The following is an 18,468-nucleotide window of genomic DNA, read 5'->3' as shown; positions in this document are numbered from 1 at the left end:
CCCCCCCCCCCCCCCCCCCCCCCCCCCCCCCCCCCCCCCCCCCCCCCTCCCCCCCTCCCCCCCCCCCCCCCCCCCCCCCCCCCCCCCCGACAGGTCGGTCGTCGGCACGGCGGGACCGGCTCGCACGACCGCCGGGACTCCTCAGGAGGAAGCCGCCTGCCGTGGGGAGCGCAGGACGAGCAGCGTGATCTCGCTCGGGGCGAAGACCCGGAAGGGCGGCCCCCAGAACCCGGTGCCGCGGCTGGTGTAGAGCAGGGTCCGCGCGCCGTGGTGGCTGAGGCCGGCGACGACGGGCTGGTCGATGCGCACCAGATAGTGGAAGGGCCAGATCTGGCCACCGTGGGTGTGGCCGGAGAGCTGGAGGTCCACGCCCCGTTCGACCGCCCGGTCGATGAACTTCGGCTGGTGGGCGAGGAGAAGGACCGGCAGGTCGGGGTCGGCGCCCTGGAGTGCTCCGGCGAGGTGCGCACGGTGGCCCACCAGACCGGAGGACTCCGCCGTCACGTCGTCGACGCCCGCGACCACGAGGGTGTCACCGCCCCGTTCGAGCAGCAGATGACGATTGCGCAGCGGCTCCCAGCCCAGCTCGTCCATCAGATCGACCCAGCCCTGGGCCTCGCTGTAGTACTCGTGGTTCCCCGTGACGTAGACCCGGGCGCGCGTCGCCTTCACCGTGCCCAGCGGCGCTGCCTGCGCGCGACGCCGTTCGGCCGTGCCGTCCGCGATGTCGCCGGTGTGGCACACCAGGTCAGCCTCCAGCGTGTTCACCGTTTCGCAGACCCGTTCCGACCAGCGGGCACGGTCGAGCGGACCGTAGTGCGTGTCGGTGATCAGGGCGACCCGCGTGCCGTCCAGTCCGGCCCCCAGACGCGGCAGCGTCACGTCGAGCCGCCGCACACGCGGCACGCGGCGGGCCTCCCCGTACCCCCAGGCGAGCAGCACGGCGGTCACCCCGAGGACGGCCCAGGTGACGATCCGCGCCCGGTCCTGACCGTCCCCGACACCCGCCACCGTCAGGGCGAGCCGCAGCAGGACGCCCAGGAGCACGGACCAGGTGAACAGCACCCAGACACCGCCGAGCAGCGACGCACCGACGATCGCGGCCCGGTCCTGCTGGCGACGGCCGTGGCCGCGCATCATCGCCAGCGGCATCCCGATCAGACCGAGGACGAACGACGCCGTGCCGATCAGCGTCACGGGGAGCGGCCAGCGCTGACCGGTGTGGAGGAGGACCCAGCACGGCACGGCCCACAGGAGGAGCGGTGCCACCAGGGGGATGTAGCGCATCAGCCGTTGCAGGGGGCTCCGTGACGCTCCCGGCACCTCGCTCGCGGCGGATTCGGTGTTGCTGGTCTCGGTCATACGTCCCCTCCAGAGGTGCTGCCCGGCGGATCGCACGAGAAGCGGAGCCGGACGTCCGCCGCGGCACGGTCTCCGTGCCCGCCGTCCGCCGGTGCCCTCGCCGTGAACCGCCGCCCACGCCCTGCTCGCGCCCCGGCCACGCGCCGGAGTCTCCTGCGCAGACCATTGTCCGCCGTGGGGGAGGGGTGTGCGCTCCGGGCCCCGGCAGGTCCGTCCGGGGGCGGCCACCAGACCGACGTCGGTGAGGGCGACGGCCGGTCAGCGAGGGCCGGGGTGCCATTCCGCGAGGAGGATGGTGGCGTCGTCGCGGAGCCGGCTGTGCTGGTGGTGAAGGAGGTTCTGCACCAGGCGCCGCAGGGCCTCGGGTGCGGGGTCACCGGCGGCCGTCGCACGGATCACGGTGTCGCTCAGCCGTTCCTCGCCGAAGAGATCACCGGACGGAGACCGGGCTTCGGTGAAGCCGTCGCTGTAGAGCAGGATCCGGTCACCGGGCTGGAGGTGTTGGCGGTGGACCGCGGGCGGAGCCGCGGTGTGGAATCCCCAGCCGAGCGGTAGTTCGGCCTCCCGTTCGAGCGCGCCGTGCACCACTCGGCCCTCGCGGATGAGCAGGGGCGGCGGATGCGCGCAGTTGACCCAGGTCAAGATGCCCCTCTCGGTGTCCAGGTTGGCGATGATCGCCGTCATCACCCGGTCCGTGAACCACTGGCTCAGGACGTCTTCGATCGCGGGAACGATGTCTTCCAGCGTTCCGCCGGAGCGGCGCGTGGCGCGGCAGGCGGCCAGACCGGCCGCGCTGGCTCCCCCCGCGGCGAGGTCGTGCCCCATCGGGTCCAGCAAGGTCAGGTGCAGTGCTCCGCCGACGAGGCTGTGGTCGAAGGCGTCGCCGCCGATGTCGTAGGCCGGCTCCAGGAACGCGGACGAGGTCACCCGCGCGGTGCCGATCGTCCGGGGTGGCAGGAACGCCCACAGCAGTTCCGCCTGCACGGTCATCGGTCTGCGCCGCTCCGCCTCGACGAGTGCGTCGCCGTGCATCGACTTCGAATCGAGCAGCAGCGCGACCACGTCGGCCAGAGCCTCGCACTCCTGGACCATGTCGTCGTCGACGCCGGGAGCCGTGGCCTTGAGTACGCCGAGCCGTTCGGCGCCGTCGATCAAGGGCACCCACGCGGTGCCGCCGTCCCCCGACCGCTGCGTCCGTTGCGCACGGTAGGCGAGACCGGCCAGTGAGGAGTCGACGGCGAGGGTCTGCTCCTCGGCGTCGGGAGAGCGGGGGAGCGCCACCAGCGTGAGCTGCTGCAGGTCGGCCACGTACACGGCGGCTCCGCTCAGGCCCATCCGGCGGCCCGCCTGGGCGACGAGCTCGGCCAGGTCCCGGCCCGGGACGAGACGCGACCTGACGACCAGATCCGACAGCACCTTCCCACGGGGCTCCATACCGGGCCTTTCGTCGGGTTGCCCTCCCTGACCACTGTGTACCGAGCCTAAGCGCCGCCGGTCCCGGTCGTACGGCGGCTCGCGAGCGACGCGACGCGTCGCCCGCCTCCCGCCACCCGCCGGCCGGCCGGCCGGCGACCGACCGGGCCGGGCCGGGCCGGGCGCGGCACCAAACGCGCAGAGGCCCCCGGGTGCGCCACGGACTCCCGTCCGAGCCGTCCGGGCCCCTCCCCACCCGCCACGGTCGATCCGCACCCGCAGGGTGTGAGGTGGGACCGAGGGGGTACGCGGTCGGTGGAGCGCAAGGGACTGCCTCTGTGGCCGGACCCGCCTGCAGCCATCCCCCCGCTCGCAGGCGCCTGGCTCCGCGACCGTCCCGCCCGGAATCCCCCTCCGGCGCGGGACGGTCGCCTTCCCCGTTCCCGGGGAAGGCGCGCCGCGCCGGCCGGGCTGATCCGTCCGATGCGGGGTACGCGCCGGAGGCGCACCGAAGCGCGACGACGCTCCGCCCGGAAGGAAAACCGCGTGACTCAGACCCCGACGCACCACAGGACCCGCACGGTAGGGGTGGAGGAGGAACTGCTCCTCGTCAGCGCCCGGACCGGGGAGCCGCTCGCCCTGTCGTCCGCGGTCCTCGCCGCGGCAGCCGGGGACGAGGCGGGGGACGTCTTCGAGAAGGAGCTCCACCAGGAGCAGCTGGAGTTCGCCACCCGCCCCGTCGCCGACATGGGCGCGCTGCGCGAGGAGATCGTCCGGTGGCGCGGCGAGGCCGGGCGCCACGCCGGAAGCGTCGGCGCGCAGGTCGCCGCCCTGGCCACCTCCCCGCTCGCCGTCGAGCCCTCGCGGAACCTCGGCAGGCGGTACCGCTGGGTAGCCGACCAGTTCGCCCTGACCGCGGAGGAACAGCTCACCGGCGGGTGTCACGTCCACGTCTCCGTCGAGTCCGACGAGGAAGGCGTCGCCGTCCTCGACCGGATCCGTCCCTGGCTGCCGCTGCTCACCGCGATCAGCGCCAACTCGCCCTACTGGCAGGGCAAGGACACGGGGTACGCCAGCTACCGCAGCCGGGTCTGGTACCGCCTCCCCTCGGCCGGCCCGTACGAGCCGTTCGGCAGCGCCGCCGGCTACCACGCCCGCGTCCGCGACATGCTGAGCACCGGCGTCCTGCGCGACCAGGGCATGATCTACTTCGACGCCCGCCTCTCCCACAACTTCCCCACCGTCGAGATCCGCGTCGCGGACGTCTGTCTCGAACCCGACACCACGGTGCTGGTGGCCACCCTCGCCCGCGCCCTGGTCGAGACCGAGGCCCGCGCCTGGCGGTCGGGAAGCCCCGTCCCCCGCGTCCCCGTCGAGGTCCTCCGCCTCGCGGCCTGGCAGGCCGCCCGCTCGGGACCGGAAGGCCCCCTCCCCGACCCCCGTACCCTGCGTCCGATCGCTCCGGAAGCCGCCTTCGACATCCTGATCGCCCACACCGAGGCCGCCCTGCGGGATACCGGCGACCTCGACCGTGCACGCGCCGCCCTCAAGGACCTCCTGGTGCGCGGGGGAGGAGCACGACGCCAGCGCGACCTCTTCGAGAGCGGCCAGGACCTCGGCGACGTCGTCCGCGCCTGCGCCCGGATCACCACCGAGGCCGGGACGGGAGAGAGCGACACGACGGAGGAGCAGGGCACCGGCTGAGAATCCGGAGGCCGGGACATATGCGCGGGCGCGGCACATTTCGCTGCGAGGGCTGTTCAACGCGCCGCAGAGGGGCATGCTGCATGCGGGGAGACACGCTGTTTCGCGTTCAGGTCAGGAGGTGCGGACATGGCGGACAAGGCTCTTGCCCCGGACGTGCCTCCGCCCCCATCGCCGGCCGCCGTCCGCGACCGATGCGGACGCGCCGCCGACACCCGGTGGTCCGCCGTGGTGCGGGACCCCTCCTCCCCCCTCGCCGACGCCGCGGCTCGTGACGGCGAGCGACCGGATCACGCTGGCGGCCCGAAGCATCCGAAGCCCCCGCGGCACGCCCGCGGCCGGCGGGCCCACCCGGACGAGGAACTATGGCCGGGCCAGGTGGCCCGCGCCGCGGCCGCCTGCGGGCGCACGAGCATCGAGCAGCTGACCCGAGCCACCGGCCTCACCCTCGATCAACGCGAGAGGGCCGCCGTGTGGTCGGGCCAGGAGCACCACGCTCCCGTCCCCAGGCCCAGCACGGCGCCCCCCGTCCCGTCGGCCGGCCGCTAACCCCGCCCCAGCCTCTCCGTCCGGCCCGGCACCCCGCTTCCCGCAGCCCTTCGGCGCTGCGGCAGGAGGCTCCAGCGAAAGACGACGCCCATGCTCCCTCACGCCAGCCACGCCGACGGCACCCTCCACCTCGTCCTCCCCGACCTCGACATCCCCGCCAGGGCAGCCGCGGCCCTGGAGGTGGAGGTCCTCGTCCTCGCCTACCGCCCTGAACTCCTCCGCATCACACTGCACCCCGGCCCGCCCTCACCCGCCACCCTCAGCGTCCTCGCCCGCACCCGCCGCCTCTGCGGAGCCCTCGGCATCCCCCTCGTCCTCGAGACCGTCTCCACGATCGTGCCGCCGACCGCGACGGCCGCCTGAGCCGGCCGGCCGGTCGGGGGGTCGGGGGTCGGGCGGGTCAGGTGATGGTCGGGGCGGCGGCCCGGAAGAGCCCCGGCGCCCGCCCGGCGAAGGACGCGCCGGACGGGGTGCGTCCGCGCGGGGACAACGTGGGGAATGGGTGGGACCGCCTGCCAAAGACCGTGGCCCACGGACGTGTCCGCCCCTCGGTCGGCGCATCCGCACATGGCTACTCTGGCGCTCCTGGAGCCGGAGGAGGCACATCACGGTGAAGCGCAAGACTCCTCAGGAGAAGAAGCGGCTGAGCTACCTCAAAGACCGTCGGAACGCCTACGGCGAGAACGACAAGAGCTCACGCAGGAACATCCGTCGAAACAAGCGCTTCCCCAACAGCGCCAACCGGCGGCACGCACAGACCGCGCTGACGACACTCCTGGGCCCACCCGACGATGGTCGTGCCGAGGCCGTGGAGCAGCGCATGAAGGGCCGACGCCCCAAGCGTTGGCAGAAGTTCCCCGATGCGCCGCTGGGCGCCGTCGTCGACGCCACTCTCCGGCACCGCTCGAAGAGGAGCACCGCCGGCGCCGAAAGCGCTGCTGCCCGCCTGCGCAGCGTCCGCCGTGGATTCGATGCGACGTCCCCCTCCGACAACCCGCTTCTTCCGCCCTCCATGGTGCGCAGACTCCGTTCGACGCTCGCCGAGGAGGATGAAGCGGGCTGCGCATGACGCCGGCCTCGCAGGGGCGCGGCGAGCGCTCCGTGGCGTGATGCCGCGAGCGCGGAGGCATGGAAAGCGCAGCCGGTAGGACGTCGATCACGGTGGCTATGGAGGAGTTCGTCCGAGCGACCTCCGGCGCGCCGGACTGGCGGACGCGCGCGTGCAGCGGGACAGCCCAGGTCAGGCGGGCAGGCGTCGGTTGACCGCTTCCGGAGGGCGCCCCAGACTTCTTTGGGAGCAGGACTCCTCGGGCCGGCCATGCCGTGGCCGCCCGCACGCCCCTCCGCCACCCGCCGCCCCGTCACCCGATGGGGACGACACGCGCCCACACGGGCGGCGTGTCGGGAACGTACTCCGGGTCGTCGTCCCCCGCGGAAGGGATCGGGCGCGGGAAGAGCCCGACGACCGTGCGACAGGGCGGCTGTCGGGACGGCCACGGTGTCTGACCGTCGGTCAGGGCGACGATCACGTCCGGTCGGGGCTGGGAGCGCAGGGCGCGGGCGAAGCCCGACCGCAGGTCCGTGCCGCCGCCGCCGATGAGTTCGAGGTTCTCGGCGCGGCACAGCGGTACGGCGACGCCGGCCGCCGCGTCACAGGAGATCACCGAGACGAGATCCCGGCGTCCGCCCACCGCTCGCGAGATCGCAGCCACCTCCAGCAGCGCGCTGCCCAGTTCCGCGTCGCTGACCGACCCCGAGGTGTCGATCACGACGCACACGCGGGGCGGCATCCGGCGCAGGCTCGGCAGTACGACACCGGGCACGCCGGCCGAGCGCCGGGACGGGCGCCGGTAGCTGTGGTTCTCGCCGACGCCCGGCGCGCCCGCGGCCGCGCGGACCGCGGCGCCGAGCAGCTGCCGCCACGGCTGCGGCGGGTGGAAGGCCTCGTCCGCCCACCGCTTCCACCCCTCCGGCGCGTCCCCCGGCCGACCGGTGATCGCGTCGGCCACCCGGAAGCGCACGGCGTCCCGCTGCTGCCGGGTCAACCCGTGCGACCCCTCCGGCCCCAGCTCCCAGGGCCGCGCATGCCCGTCCGCGCCGCTTCCGCAGTCGAGCCAGGCGAGCCGCGGGGTGCGGCCGGCCATCGAGAACCTCCGCAGGTACTCCTCCATCAGCAGCCCGTCCGGCAGGCCCAGCATCGCCGGCCGCACGGCGCCCGCCGGCAGGGGGAGGCCGTCGCCGTAGATGTCGTCGTTGATCTCGAAGTCCGCCGCGATGTTCTGCCGCAGGCGCCGGCCGGACCCGCCCTCCCCGTGCTCCTTCGCGTACTGCTCGCTCCGCCCGTGGTGGTCCCGCAGCAGATGGGACACCTCGTGCACCCATACGCCGGCCAGCTCATCCGGCGGGGTGCGCGCCACGAACGACGGGGAGACGTAGCAGCGCCAGTACGCGTCCACCGCCATGGTCGGCACCGACCGGTCCTCCACGACGTGCAGCGCGAACAGCGCATCGGCGAGGTACGGGCGCACGGTGACCGCGTGCAGCCGCGCGGCCAGCAGCTTCTCCCTGTCCAGCGGCACCGCGGGTCCGGGCAAGGGCCCGGGCACCTCCACACGTACCGGCCGCGGCGGCGGAGGCGGCGCCATCGGGCGGGGGAGGGGACGGGCCGAACGGTCCGCCGCGTGCGGCCTCCGCTGGTTCACGGACCCGGTCATCCCCGCGCCCCCGCCGCACGCGCGGCCCCGGCCGACCCGCTCCGGGCCACCGAGTCCTCCGCACGCCGGGCGAGCCCGATCACCGAGGAGAGACGCTCCACCGCCGCGGGCACCTCCCAGTCCTCCCGCCGCAAACCCGCCAACGCTCTTGCCGGCCCGACCAGCAGATCCGGCGCGCCGGTCTCCAGAGCCCTCACGAGCACAGACCATCCCGCCTCCCAGCGCTCCCGGTCCGGACGCGCGCCGACAGCGGCCACCACCGCCTCCAGCGCGGCCTGCCGCAGATCGCCGCGCTCGGGCAGCACGGCGGCACCGGGATCGGCCAAGAGCCCCTCGGGGTCGGGCAGTTCCATCCGGTCGATGTGCGCGAGCAGTTCGAGACCGGGCCCGTCCCCGACTGTGCCCCGGACCAGCAGCGCGAGTACGTCCCGGGAGACGGCAGCGGCCGTCCCGAAGGCGAGCAGCGTCATCGCGGCCTCCCAGCTGCGGGGCGACGGCCAGGCACCGCCCCGCCGGGTCTCGGTCGTCGGCAGCCGGTGGATCAGCGTCGGCCGCGCGCTCAGGAATCCGCACACGGCGCGGCGCGCGAACCCCACCGCGTCCGCCAGCCCCGCCCCGTCCAGGCGCGGCAGCTCCGCGCTCGGCCAGACCCCGCCGAGGCCACGCACCACCACGTCCCGGTCGTGCACCCAGTACAGATGCACGAACCGGTTCGCCAGCGGCGGGCTCAACTCCCAGCCGTCCGCGGCCGACGCACGCGGATTGGCGGCGGCCACGATCCGCACCCCGGGCGGCAACTGCAGCGCCCCGACCCTCCGCTCCAGGACCACGCGCAGCAGCGCCGCCTGAACCGCCGGCGTCGCCGTCGACAGTTCGTCGAGGAAGAGCAGCCCCCGCCCAGCCCGCACCAGCTCCACCGCCCACTGCGGCGGAGCCATGGGAACCCCGTTCACCGCCGGGTCCTCACCCACGATCGGCAGCCCGGAGAAGTCCGTCGGCTCGTGCACGCTTGCGATCACCGTGGTCAACGGCAGGTCGAGCGACGCCGCGAGCTGCGTCAGCGCGGCGGTCTTGCCGATGCCCGGCTCGCCCCAGAGGAGTACGGGCAGATCCGCCGCCACCGCGAGCGTCAACGCCTCCAACTGCTCATCGCGGCGCGGCTCGGTCGTCGTCGTCCGCAGCAGACTCAGGAGGTCGTCGGCGACGCCGAGCTGGGTGGGTTCGGCGGCCGGGATCAGGGGGACGGGGTGGAGGGTACTGGACGTCATGGGCATCACCTGGGGGATTCGTGGACGGGTGACCCGTCGGGAGGGAAGTCGGAGGAGCGCGGGGCGTACGGGCGCACCGCGCGGTACGCCAGGGGGATGGGGAAGGCGGTGTCCGGCCCGGTGAGGGTCCGGTCCGGTGGGGGCAATGCGTGAGTGCGGAGACGGCGTTGGCAAGGAGGGTCAGGACGCGGCGGGTGCGATCGCGTGAGGCGGGCGGCGGGCGTGATCGCGACAGGGGGGCGGACGGTGGAGGACGTAGGCCGTCGAGCGGGGTGCCGGTCGACAAGGGCCGTCGGCGTGCGGCTGCGCGCCCTTCGTGCGACCGGCACTTGTCGACCCGCGCTACGCGTACCCGGCGCACGGACACCCCCGCGGCCCTCACCTGTGCAATACGGTCCGAGGCCGGGCACGGTTGTCGCGCTTGCGGCGCAACTCCCGTGGCAGACGCCGGTCGGGCCGTGGGCGCTCCCTTCCCGCGGACGCGCCAGGGTGCGCCGCTACGAGTCCCGAGCGGAAGATCCCGTGCTCCAGCCGACCGGCGACCGCCGCGTCCAGGGCGTCGCGCAGGGGTCCGTCGCGCAGGACCGCGCCGGGACCGAGCAACCCCTCGACCACGGCCAGGGCCCCGCGCACGTCACCGTGACCGAGCCGCTCACGCACCGCGGGCAGCGCCTCCGGGCTGCGGTGCACCGCGTCGATCGCCCGCAGGCAGGGCAGCACGGGACCGCCGAGGGCCCTGAGCAGGTCCTCACGGGCCAGCTGCGCCGGGTCGTGATCGACCGCGGCGAGCACCCCGTCCCGCAGCGCGATCCGGTGTAGGGCTCCCCGGCACTCGACCCGGTGCGGGTCCGAGGACGCGTGGCCCGCGCCGGGGGAGACGTCGGGGCCCCGCCCGACGTCCGGCCCCCAGTCCCCCCACGGACCGCCCGCCGCCGCCTCGGCGGGCGGCGAGCAGCCGTTCGTCCCGGGGACGCCCGGCGCCGACAGCGCCGCCGCCACCAGCGGGTGAAGCCGATCCACACGGACCAGCCCGGCCCGCAGCAGCTCCAGGTCCGGAAGTACCCGAGCGGCGGCCTCCGGCAGTACCGGGAGCGCCGCGATCCTCTGGGGCGGCAGTGCTTCCCGTACCGGCCGAAGCACCGGGGCGTGACTGTCGTCGGGGGCGACCAGTTCGAGCACTGCCCGACTGCGCGCTCCCAGCCGTACGGTCAGGGCGCCCCGAGAACGGCCCTCGGCCCGGAGCAGCAACTCGGCCTCCGCCGCCCACCGGCTCGGGAGCGCGGGAAGGCCACGGACACCGGCTTCGTGCGGCACGTCCGTACCGCACCGCAGGCCCAGTTCGGCGCTGCGCGCGCCGTCCCAGAGATGCCGGTGCAGATCCAGACGGAATCGGCGGTCGGGGTGGGGATGGGGGTGCGGGTGGGGGAATGGATGATGCCCGGGAACCTCGCCCCGGGAGTCCTCCCAGAGCGCCAGGGACATCCGTTGTCCCGCATCCGCCCACGCCGGCGGTGTCCGCACGACCAGGTGCACCGGTTCGGTCCCCCGTCCGCCGTACCTGACCAGGGACAAGGTGAGGCCGGGCCGCAGCCGGCCGTCGGGGGCGATGCGGGGCATGTGCCACCGGAGCAGGTCCGGCGCCAGCCGACGCAGATCGGCCCGCAGACGCGCAGCGAGGTCGGTGCCGTGGCGAACGCGCACGGCGCGCAGATCGAGATCGACGTCGACCCGAGCGGCAGCACAGGCCCCCGCCCAGTCGCCGGTCACACGGCGGGCGGTCGCAGCTTCGATCATGGACGGTGGCACGGCGTACTCCCGTACGCGCTGCCACATCGCGAGGCGGGCGGAAATCGGCTCCGCGGGGTGAGATGCCATCAGCACTCACCTTGCGCGGACGATTCCCCCCATCCGAGAGAGAGGAAAGTCTTCATCACGCGCAGCATAGACACCTCCCGGATCACCTGTCAGCCGCATTTCGCCGGCCCGCCCTCCTCCCTCCGCACCACCCGGGACCGTGTCCGCTGATCCCGGCGAAGCGGCCTCCCCCTGGACGTGGGGTACTCCGGGACTTCGCTGCGGGAAAGTGGCGCCGGAATCCGACGGAGCGCCAGTTTGCATACAGTTCAGCAAAGTTGCTCCGCTCAGGCCGTTCGGGCGGGCGGGAGGTGCGGGAACGGTCTCGCGGCCGGTGTGGGATGCTGCGTGTGATCATGGCAGTGTGGAGAGCAGCGCGCGACCTGCGCTTTTCTCGTTACTTTGGGGGAATCTTGAAGATCCATGCGATGTCTCGCAAGACGCGGAGACTGGTTGCCGGCGCGTCGATGGCGGCTGCCCTGGTGGCGGCGCAGCTGGGATTCGCGGGCAGTGCGTCGGCCGTCGGCCCCAGCGTGTGGTTCCGCAATGTGAAGACGGGCCAGTGCCTGGACGCTGCGGGGACGGCCCCGGGCTCGTGGGTGATTCAGTACAAGTGCCATTACGGCGCCAACCAGCAGTGGTACTGGAGCAGCAACGCCAACGGCACGAAGGTCCTGAAGAACCGGGCGAGCGACCTGTGCCTGTCCATCGACGGAGCGAACGGCAGTTACGGCACGCCGCTGGTGCTCTGGTACTGCGACAACGCTTGGTCGCAGGACTGGGAGTGGCACCCGACGGGGACGGCTCCCTCGGGTGAGGGCATGGTCTACATCTACAACCCTCACGCGGAGGCGCCGGAGAACAAGGTGCGTGTCGTCGACGTGCCCGGGGGAACCACCACGCAGGGTGCCCGTGTGGTCAGCTGGCAGGAGAACGGCGGATACAACCAGATGTGGACCGACCACTTGATCTAGTGGGACGTTCTCTCCGGCTCGTCCGACCGTTGACTGACGCCCGGCGGGCGCGGGTCGAGCTGTTCGTGGTGGCAGGTCTTCACCGCCCTGTCTGACCAGGCCGACGCCCGAGGCGACCTCGACCAGGTGGTTGCGGTCGACTCCACGTTCGCCCAAGCGGCCGTCACGCCGCCGGGGCCCGACCCGACAGAAGGGCCCCGGCCGGCGAGCTGGACGTCCATGTCCGTGCACGCTGCCGCGGCGGACCGATCACTCGATCCATCGTGCCGTACACAGCCGGCCCCTGCGAGTAACCTGCCGCGGTGACGACCCACGCCTCCTTGCCGAGCGCCATGAGCGGCCCGTCCCACCCGCCGCTGCTCCCTCTGCCGGAACGTGTCGCGGCCCTGCTCCGGGAGCTGGGCAGCCCACCCCGCCTGGCGGCTCACCTGCGTGCCGTGCACCACGTCGCGCACCAGCTGGTCTCATGGATCGAACTCCGCTGCCCCGACGCGCGCTTCGACCGTGAAGCGGTCCTCTTCGGAGCGGCCACGCACGACATAGGCAAGGCGGCACACGTCACCGAGCTCTCGGAGCCCGGATCGGCGCACGAGGAAGCCGGGGAGGCCCTTCTCGTCGCCCATGGCATCGCCCCGGAGCTTGCCCGTTTCGCCGCCACCCACGCGTCATGGACCGATGCCCGGGTCGGCCTGGACGACCTGCTGGTCAGCCTCGCCGACAAGATCTGGAAGAACAAACGCGTCCCCGACCTGGAAGACCTCGTCGTGGCCCGTCTCGCCGAGGCGACGGGCCGCGCGCCGTGGGAGGAGTTCATGGCGCTCGACGAAGTCCTCACCGCCATCGGCGAAGCAGCAGACGGACGTCTGGCGTTCCAGGCGTCCTTTCCGACCCACAACTGAACTTTCGCCGCTTGGGGGTTACTGCGCCGAGCGGCCGCGGTGGCCGGGCTTGCGGGGGCCACCTGAAGCATAGGAATCCGGCGCCGGAACGAGCACGTCCGCTATCGCATGCCGATCACCATCTGATCCGGCAGAGGTAGCTCCGCAGCGCCATGTCGGTGCGGACTCCCGAAGACCGAGCCCAGCTTGATCGCCCGGACAGATCCTGGGTCGCTTCCTTCGCATCCAGACGACATCATTTGACGGCGCAGGGAGAATGCCTGGCATGGGTACAGACATCAGCGGCTTCCTCGAGTATCGGGTGCCGCAAGGTGACCGGGGGCCGGTCTGGTGCATGGCACATCGCCTCAGCTCCCTCAACGATGTCCGAAACTACGACGCGTTCGGCTGTCTCTTCGGGGTCCGCAACTACGCGAACTTCCGTCCCCTGGCGGCTGGCAGGGGCTTTCCTGCCGATGCCTCGGCCGCCGTGAGTGCGCGGTTCGCCCAGCTGACCGAGTGGTACGGCGAGGACGGATTTCACGGCACCACGTGGATCACATGGGCCGAGATAGAGGCCGCAGACTGGAACGAGCACGCAGCGAAGCCCGACAGTCGGCTTCACCAATACCGCCAAACGCCCAGCGGGCTGAGGATGACGGGCAAGTCCTCCTGGAGTGCTGAATTCGCCGAGGCCGTCGGTCTCGAAGCCGGCGAGGTCCGGGAGTGGCCCGAAGGACGTGAGTGGCTCGTCAGAGACACGCTCTACAGATCAGTCACCATCCGCCGCAGGGATGCCGTCACCGAAACCGGCGAGTGGCAACCCGTCTGGAACGCGATGAGGGAACTCGCAGGAGCGTACGGTGACGACAACGTCCGGCTCGTCGTGTGGTTCGACGACTGAGCAGGCCGCTTTCCCCACGCCTCGCCGGCCCGGCTCGCGGTTCTCTGCGATGCGACCGTCGAAGTCGCGGCCACCAGCACCCAGCTGAGAGTAGAGATGGCTGGTACGGACGCAAGCAACGGGAACTCCCGGTCTTCCGTTACCCGATCGTCCGTCTGTGCAGCACCGGGATTGCAGCCAGGCGCGACGATACCGGGTCGGGGCGGTCGTTGCACGAGCTCCGCGACCTTGAAGGGACGTTGGACCGCGTGCCTGGAAGGCAGAACACCACACCTCCCGCCACACGGTCCGCGCTTTCCGAAGGTGCGAGGACTCAGCCCGGAGCATGGGGCTATCCAGGAAGATCCCGACGCCGTGATCACACCAGCCAGGCCACGATCGTTCCACGGATGACCAGCGTTTTAATCCGCCTCTCAGCTCCCGCTCAACGGAGACCTCCACGCGGGGTCATGTCCGGATCTCCTCGTAAGGTGCGCCAGCAGGTGCTCCGCCGCGAGGGAGGCAGTGTCTTGCGGCGCGCCGACTGCGGTCAGGGCGGCGACCAGCCTTGCTGATGCTGTCTCCGGCACGTCCGGGTCGGTGAGGAGGGGCAGCAGGAGCAGGAAGCGGGCGGCCGTCTCCTGGACGCCTTCGCCCGGAAGGAACGGGCTGTCAGCGATCCGGACCAGTTCGTGCCATGTCAGCCCAGTGCCCGAGAAGTCTCCGTCCCAGCCGGCGATCTGCTCGGCGTGGCTTCTGCCTGGATGGGTGAGAACGTAGTCGGTGCCGTAATCACCGTCGAGGTTTCGGTAGATCACCACGGCTCCAGATCCGTCTTCTGCCGTCACCCTGAACACGGGCCATTGCTCAGGATCGAAGAGGACCTCGGACAGGGCATCGGCATCGGCCCCGTCCTCACCGAACCACTCCGGAACCGGACGCTCGGCACACCCCCCGTCGCTGCACATCGACAAGAGGTAGTTCGACCAGAAGCCTGGGTGGAGCAGCAGAGGCTCGCCCGGCACCAACGGGCCGACGTCGTAGCCCGTGATCAGCACCCCTCGATCCTGTCACCAGCCACTGACACGGTGCGATCCGGGCCGGCAAAGGGCCAGCGTCCAGTTACGGGACAGACCTTAGAAGTCATCTCAATTGGCGCATGGGGCTGTAGGTCGTGCCGGGCAACGTAGAACGTCTGACGCCCGACGGCCCGTGGGAGCTGCTCCATCGAATCGCCTCAGCATTGCCCCGCTGCCGGACTGGATCCCGCCCGATTGCCGAGAAGAGACCAAAACGCGGCTAACCGGTTCCTTCGCCCGCGCCGCGCGCTCCTGCCTGGGCAGCTCGCTTGTTCAGATCGCCGCACCGTTCGCAACCCGTCAGGCTCGTTCAGCGAAACAGTGCGACGACTTCATAGGAGACTCGGGCCATGACCTCACCTGGCCCCATCGGCGGCACGCCTGTCAAGAAGCGGATCGAGCGCTCCATAACTGGTGGCTGCCTGGTCTCCTTAGTTCTGCTGATCATGGTTGGCGTAAGTCTCGTAGCCGTGGTCGGGTACGTCCTGTGGAGCACCAGCAGCACCACTGACAAGAACCGGACGGCGGCCGAAGCCGAGCTCCGCGACCTCCTCGACCGCACGGCCCGGGGGTCGGCTGGGGCACTCCGCGCGAGCGCCACCACTGACCCCGCCGCGCTCACCACCCTCATCTGGAAGCACACTGAGGCGCCAGTCATCACCTACGATGCGGCTCGCAAGGGGTTCACCGCGGTAGTCGAGAAGGCGACCGTCTACGAGAGAGCCAGCATTCTGGGCAGCAGCCCCGACCGGATCACCTCGTGTGACATCTTCACGTACACCCTCGGCCCGGATCGTGTCTGGCACGTCAACGTCGCCGCGCGGGAGACCGCCGCCTGCCTGCCCGCCCGGGAGATCAACGCCCTCGCTCGCGAGGCAGGACGGATCCTGGAACACTCAGACGACAACCCCACGACCGTCACGCAGGCCCAGGACGTCCTCGACCGGACAAGGACCCTGGGCCGGCTCACCGTCAGGAAGGTGACACACGACAAACGCGCCACCACCGTCTCCGCTCTCCTGACCGATACCGCCCAAACGGTCGGGCAGTGCTTTCTCTTCACCCTGTCCCATCCCGGAAGTCAGGTGCCGAGCCCTGTCGCCGTCACCCCTGCAAGCTCATGCTGAATCGGCCATCCTGCGGCAGGACTTCGACGCGGTGACGGCGGTCCCAACCGTGCCCCACAGCTCAGCATCGTCGAAGGCCACCTTCACCGAAGGAAACTCTGAGGCGCAGCATGTGCGGCTACGCGTCCTTTGCCTTCCTTCGTGGCCCGTATCCTCAACTCGCCCTAGAGGTACTTCATCAGCGTCTCGAAGCCCACCGCAGCGCAGTACTCCGACACTCGCTTCTCCGCGTCCTGATCGTTGTGCGAGACCGCCTGGGCCGTGTCGTACAGGATGTGACTGCCCGCGTGATCGAGATGCTCGCGGTCGATGACCTTCGCCGCGGAGATCACCGCCGTGGCAGTGAGCCCAGGCTCATTGTCGTAGCCCTTCTCGGGCGGGTCGTGGACAAGCCGCTGCCAGGCCGACAAGTCCGAGCAGTAGTCCTCCCGCCAGGACACGACCCGTTCCGGATCAGGCTCCTGTTCGCCGCAGGCCGATAGGACCCCCGTCAGGGCCACGGCCAATAAGGCCGACACCTTCCGCTTGTTCGTATTCCACATCTGCAGCACTCCCGTCGTCGGGCACAGGTCAAAGCACATTCGGTCAAGGATCAGCAAGGCGCTCCCCTGCGGCGATTCAGCCCCGTCGGCGGGCCACGAAGGCGATCGTTGCCCACCCACACATGCCGGCAAAGACCACGACCGCCGCCAGCCCAGTCCAGCGATACACGTCCTCACCGATGTGGGCGAGCCCGGCGGCAATCGCCTCACCCGGCGTGTTGTAGTCCGCGGCGTTGTTCCGGCCCTTGCAGTGGTGGTTGGAGGAGAAGAGCCAGCCAACGCCGCGAAGGATCGCGAGGATGATGAGTAGGACCATCCCGGTAATGATCGGCGGTAACAGGGTGCGGCCTGGCGCATGTAAGTAAGCGTCCACACAGCCACGGTTCCACTCCCAGCGCTTCGTGCGCCTGAGTACGCGTACTCAGAGGCCATCTCATCCTGCGAGCCTGCGGTAGCAGATGAGGGTGCAGGCGATGCTGGTGGACGCGAGAAAGTGCTCGGCCTTGCGTTCGTAGCGTCGGTGGAGACGGCGGCAGCCGGCGAGCCAGGCCATGGTGCGTTCGATGGTCCAGCGATGACGGCCCAGCCGCTGCGAGGACTCGACGCCCTTGCGGGCGATGCGGTGGGTGATACCGCGCTCGCGTAACCATCGCCGCAGGTGGGAGTAGTCGTGGCCCTTGTCGCCGTGGAGCTTGCCCGGCTCGCGCCGCCGGGGCGCGCGGCGGGAGCGGATCGGCAGACCGGTCCGCTCGGTGATCAAGTGGATCTTCGAGCCGTACTTGGCCCGATCCACAGGATTCGGACCTGTCAGGTTCCCCTTTTCAAGGCCCGCATGTTCACCGAGTCGATCGCGCAGCGGGACCAGTCCAGCTCGCCTCGGGCCCCGAGCTCGTCGAGCACCAGGCGGTAGAGCTTGGCCCACACCCTGGCCTTCGTCCACTCGGCGAAACGCCGGTGGGCCATCGCGCCCGACGGCCCGAACGACGCGGACGGCAACTGCTGCCACGTGCAGCCCGACGTGGCCACGAACACGATCGCGGCCAGCACCTCACGGTCACCATGCCGACGCCGGCCACCACCCTGGAGCCGCGAAGGAGCCTCCGGCACCACCCGTTGGAACAGCTCCCACAGCGCGTCCGGCACCAGCCGCTCAACAATCCCCACCACGGCCCGCAGCCTACCGACCCTGCCAAATGAGATGACCTCCTAGTGGCTGTTGTTCTACCGATCTTGATGGTCGCGAGTTCGACGGCGGCGCTTCCGTTCGTCGTCGGTGTCACCACCCCAGGCAGGCTGAGCGCCTGGGTTGCCGGTAGGGTCGGACGCCATGACCGACTGGACCGGGGTACGCGATCGGGTTCTGGCTCTGGCCGCAGTGCCAGGCGGCGACAAGGTGTTCGGGGCGAGGGCGCACGGCTTTGCCCTCGATGCGGCTCTGACTGCCGCCGAGGTGGCGGACCTCGAGGCATGGCTGGACGTTGACCTGCCCGAGGACTATCGCTCGTTCCTATTGCATGTCGGAGCGGGAGGGGCCGGGCCAGCTTACGGCATTCTCCCGGTCATGCGGCGTGAGGGTTCCGCAGGCTGGCACTGGGTCGGAGAGCTCATTGAGGAGGTCGAGCCGGGCATGTTCGCTGAGCTGTTCCCGGGAGGGGCGGATCCAGCGGCGACGGTGGGGATCCTCGCTGAGCGGCCGGTGGAGGAGGAGTTCGACGACCTCGCCGATCTCGCCGCGGCCGTTGAGGAGTGGGAGGAGCGTCTGGGAGAGGTGCAGTACGATCCGCGCCGCACGGCCGGGGCGCTTTGCCTGTGCGATGAGGGCTGCGGGATGGTGGTCTGGCTGGTCGTTACCGGGCCAGAGCGAGGCCGAATGTGGCGTGACGATCGCATCAATGGCACGGATCTTCAGCCGATGCGCGACGCCGACGGCTCTCCTCTGGACTTCGCCAGTTGGTACCTCGGCTGGCTCGCAGACGCCGAAGCTGCCTGCAACCAGGCCCGATAGCAAGAAGTCCGCTGCCGATCACGGCAACGCATGACACTGCGCTTGTCGCCCGGTTGGGGGATCTGCAGCCCGTGCGCGCATGAAGACAGGGCCTCCTGAACAGCTCGCGGGTGTCG

The 18,468-nt window shown here is 71.3% G+C and carries 17 protein-coding genes and 1 pseudogene; 8 read left to right on the top strand and 10 right to left on the bottom strand.

Going from position 1 to position 18,468, the window contains the following annotated elements; genetic code table 11:
- Positions 1-141: 141 nt before the first annotated feature.
- On the bottom strand, positions 142-1,362 hold the full coding sequence (locus ACZ60W_RS23635) for a metallophosphoesterase (protein ID WP_469757335.1): 1,221 nt from the start codon (positions 1,360-1,362) through the stop codon (positions 142-144).
- Between the two features lie 258 nt (positions 1,363-1,620).
- Positions 1,621-2,778 carry a PP2C family protein-serine/threonine phosphatase gene (locus tag ACZ60W_RS23630; protein WP_469757334.1) on the bottom strand — a complete coding sequence of 386 codons (1,158 nt, stop codon included), beginning with the start codon at positions 2,776-2,778 and terminating at the stop codon, positions 1,621-1,623.
- Between the two features lie 543 nt (positions 2,779-3,321).
- Here ACZ60W_RS23630 and ACZ60W_RS23625 point away from each other — a divergent pair.
- From ACZ60W_RS23625 to ACZ60W_RS23615, 3 genes are all read left to right on the top strand, one after another.
- Entirely contained in the window at positions 3,322-4,479 is a 1,158-nt protein-coding gene (locus ACZ60W_RS23625; RefSeq protein WP_469757333.1) for a glutamate--cysteine ligase, read from the top strand.
- 639 nt (positions 4,480-5,118) lie between these two features.
- Positions 5,119-5,391: a hypothetical protein gene (locus ACZ60W_RS23620; protein ID WP_469757332.1), complete on the top strand. Its 273-nt coding sequence runs from the start codon at positions 5,119-5,121 to the stop codon at positions 5,389-5,391.
- 247 nt (positions 5,392-5,638) lie between these two features.
- Positions 5,639-6,097 (top strand): hypothetical protein, encoded by a 459-nt coding sequence (locus ACZ60W_RS23615; RefSeq protein WP_469757331.1) that lies wholly within the window; start codon positions 5,639-5,641, stop codon positions 6,095-6,097.
- Positions 6,098-6,389: 292 nt separating this feature from the next.
- Here ACZ60W_RS23615 and ACZ60W_RS23610 read toward each other — a convergent pair whose 3' ends face one another.
- The 3 genes from ACZ60W_RS23610 to ACZ60W_RS23600 all read right to left on the bottom strand — a co-directional run bounded on the left by ACZ60W_RS23610 (position 6,390) and on the right by ACZ60W_RS23600 (position 10,885).
- The gene (locus ACZ60W_RS23610; RefSeq protein WP_469757340.1) at positions 6,390-7,673 is read right to left on the bottom strand and encodes a vWA domain-containing protein; all 1,284 of its coding nucleotides are present in this window, start codon (positions 7,671-7,673) and stop codon (positions 6,390-6,392) included.
- Positions 7,674-7,738: 65 nt separating this feature from the next.
- Positions 7,739-9,010, bottom strand: a complete 1,272-nt coding sequence (locus ACZ60W_RS23605; RefSeq protein WP_469757330.1) for an AAA family ATPase — start codon at positions 9,008-9,010, stop codon at positions 7,739-7,741.
- 378 nt (positions 9,011-9,388) lie between these two features.
- The gene (locus ACZ60W_RS23600; protein ID WP_469757329.1) at positions 9,389-10,885 is read right to left on the bottom strand and encodes a hypothetical protein; all 1,497 of its coding nucleotides are present in this window, start codon (positions 10,883-10,885) and stop codon (positions 9,389-9,391) included.
- Here ACZ60W_RS23600 and ACZ60W_RS23595 point away from each other — a divergent pair.
- The 3 genes from ACZ60W_RS23595 to ACZ60W_RS23585 all read left to right on the top strand — a co-directional run bounded on the left by ACZ60W_RS23595 (position 10,879) and on the right by ACZ60W_RS23585 (position 13,620).
- Positions 10,879-11,838, top strand: a complete 960-nt coding sequence (locus ACZ60W_RS23595) for an RICIN domain-containing protein (protein ID WP_469757328.1) — start codon at positions 10,879-10,881, stop codon at positions 11,836-11,838. The genes ACZ60W_RS23600 and ACZ60W_RS23595 overlap by 7 nt on opposite strands.
- A gap of 332 nt (positions 11,839-12,170) precedes the next feature.
- Positions 12,171-12,737 carry an HD domain-containing protein gene (locus ACZ60W_RS23590; protein WP_469757339.1) on the top strand — a complete coding sequence of 189 codons (567 nt, stop codon included), beginning with the start codon at positions 12,171-12,173 and terminating at the stop codon, positions 12,735-12,737.
- 265 nt (positions 12,738-13,002) lie between these two features.
- The gene (locus ACZ60W_RS23585; protein WP_469757327.1) at positions 13,003-13,620 is read left to right on the top strand and encodes a hypothetical protein; all 618 of its coding nucleotides are present in this window, start codon (positions 13,003-13,005) and stop codon (positions 13,618-13,620) included.
- A 293-nt stretch (positions 13,621-13,913) separates the two neighbouring features.
- On the opposite strand, the pseudogene ACZ60W_RS23580 reads toward ACZ60W_RS23585, so the two are convergent.
- Positions 13,914-13,991: pseudogene (locus ACZ60W_RS23580) on the bottom strand (IS5/IS1182 family transposase); the annotation flags it as partial.
- Between the two features lie 42 nt (positions 13,992-14,033).
- Positions 14,034-14,657 carry a hypothetical protein gene (locus ACZ60W_RS23575; protein ID WP_469757326.1) on the bottom strand — a complete coding sequence of 208 codons (624 nt, stop codon included), beginning with the start codon at positions 14,655-14,657 and terminating at the stop codon, positions 14,034-14,036.
- A 371-nt stretch (positions 14,658-15,028) separates the two neighbouring features.
- Here ACZ60W_RS23575 and ACZ60W_RS23570 point away from each other — a divergent pair, with 371 nt between their 5' ends.
- Complete coding sequence (locus tag ACZ60W_RS23570; RefSeq protein ID WP_469757325.1) at positions 15,029-15,805, top strand: hypothetical protein; 777 nt, start codon at positions 15,029-15,031, stop codon at positions 15,803-15,805.
- 164 nt (positions 15,806-15,969) lie between these two features.
- Here ACZ60W_RS23570 and ACZ60W_RS23565 read toward each other — a convergent pair whose 3' ends face one another.
- From ACZ60W_RS23565 to ACZ60W_RS23555, 3 genes are all read right to left on the bottom strand, one after another.
- The gene (locus ACZ60W_RS23565; RefSeq protein WP_469757324.1) at positions 15,970-16,404 is read right to left on the bottom strand and encodes a hypothetical protein; all 435 of its coding nucleotides are present in this window, start codon (positions 16,402-16,404) and stop codon (positions 15,970-15,972) included.
- A 19-nt stretch (positions 16,405-16,423) separates the two neighbouring features.
- Entirely contained in the window at positions 16,424-16,663 is a 240-nt protein-coding gene (locus tag ACZ60W_RS23560; protein WP_469757323.1) for a hypothetical protein, read from the bottom strand.
- 117 nt (positions 16,664-16,780) lie between these two features.
- A protein-coding gene (locus ACZ60W_RS23555; protein WP_469757338.1) for a transposase occupies positions 16,781-17,511 on the bottom strand; the annotation gives its coding sequence in 2 pieces (ribosomal slippage) (positions 16,781-17,167 and positions 17,170-17,511; 729 coding nt in all).
- Positions 17,512-17,674: 163 nt separating this feature from the next.
- Here ACZ60W_RS23555 and ACZ60W_RS23550 point away from each other — a divergent pair.
- Positions 17,675-18,352, top strand: a complete 678-nt coding sequence (locus tag ACZ60W_RS23550; RefSeq protein WP_365226499.1) for an SMI1/KNR4 family protein — start codon at positions 17,675-17,677, stop codon at positions 18,350-18,352.
- Positions 18,353-18,468 lie beyond the last annotated feature (116 nt).

The sequence above is a fragment of the Streptomyces sp. NPDC104202 genome (genome assembly GCF_055584185.1).
The sequence above is the reverse complement of the archived record's forward strand: the minus strand, read 5'-3'. Positions and strand labels throughout refer to the sequence as shown.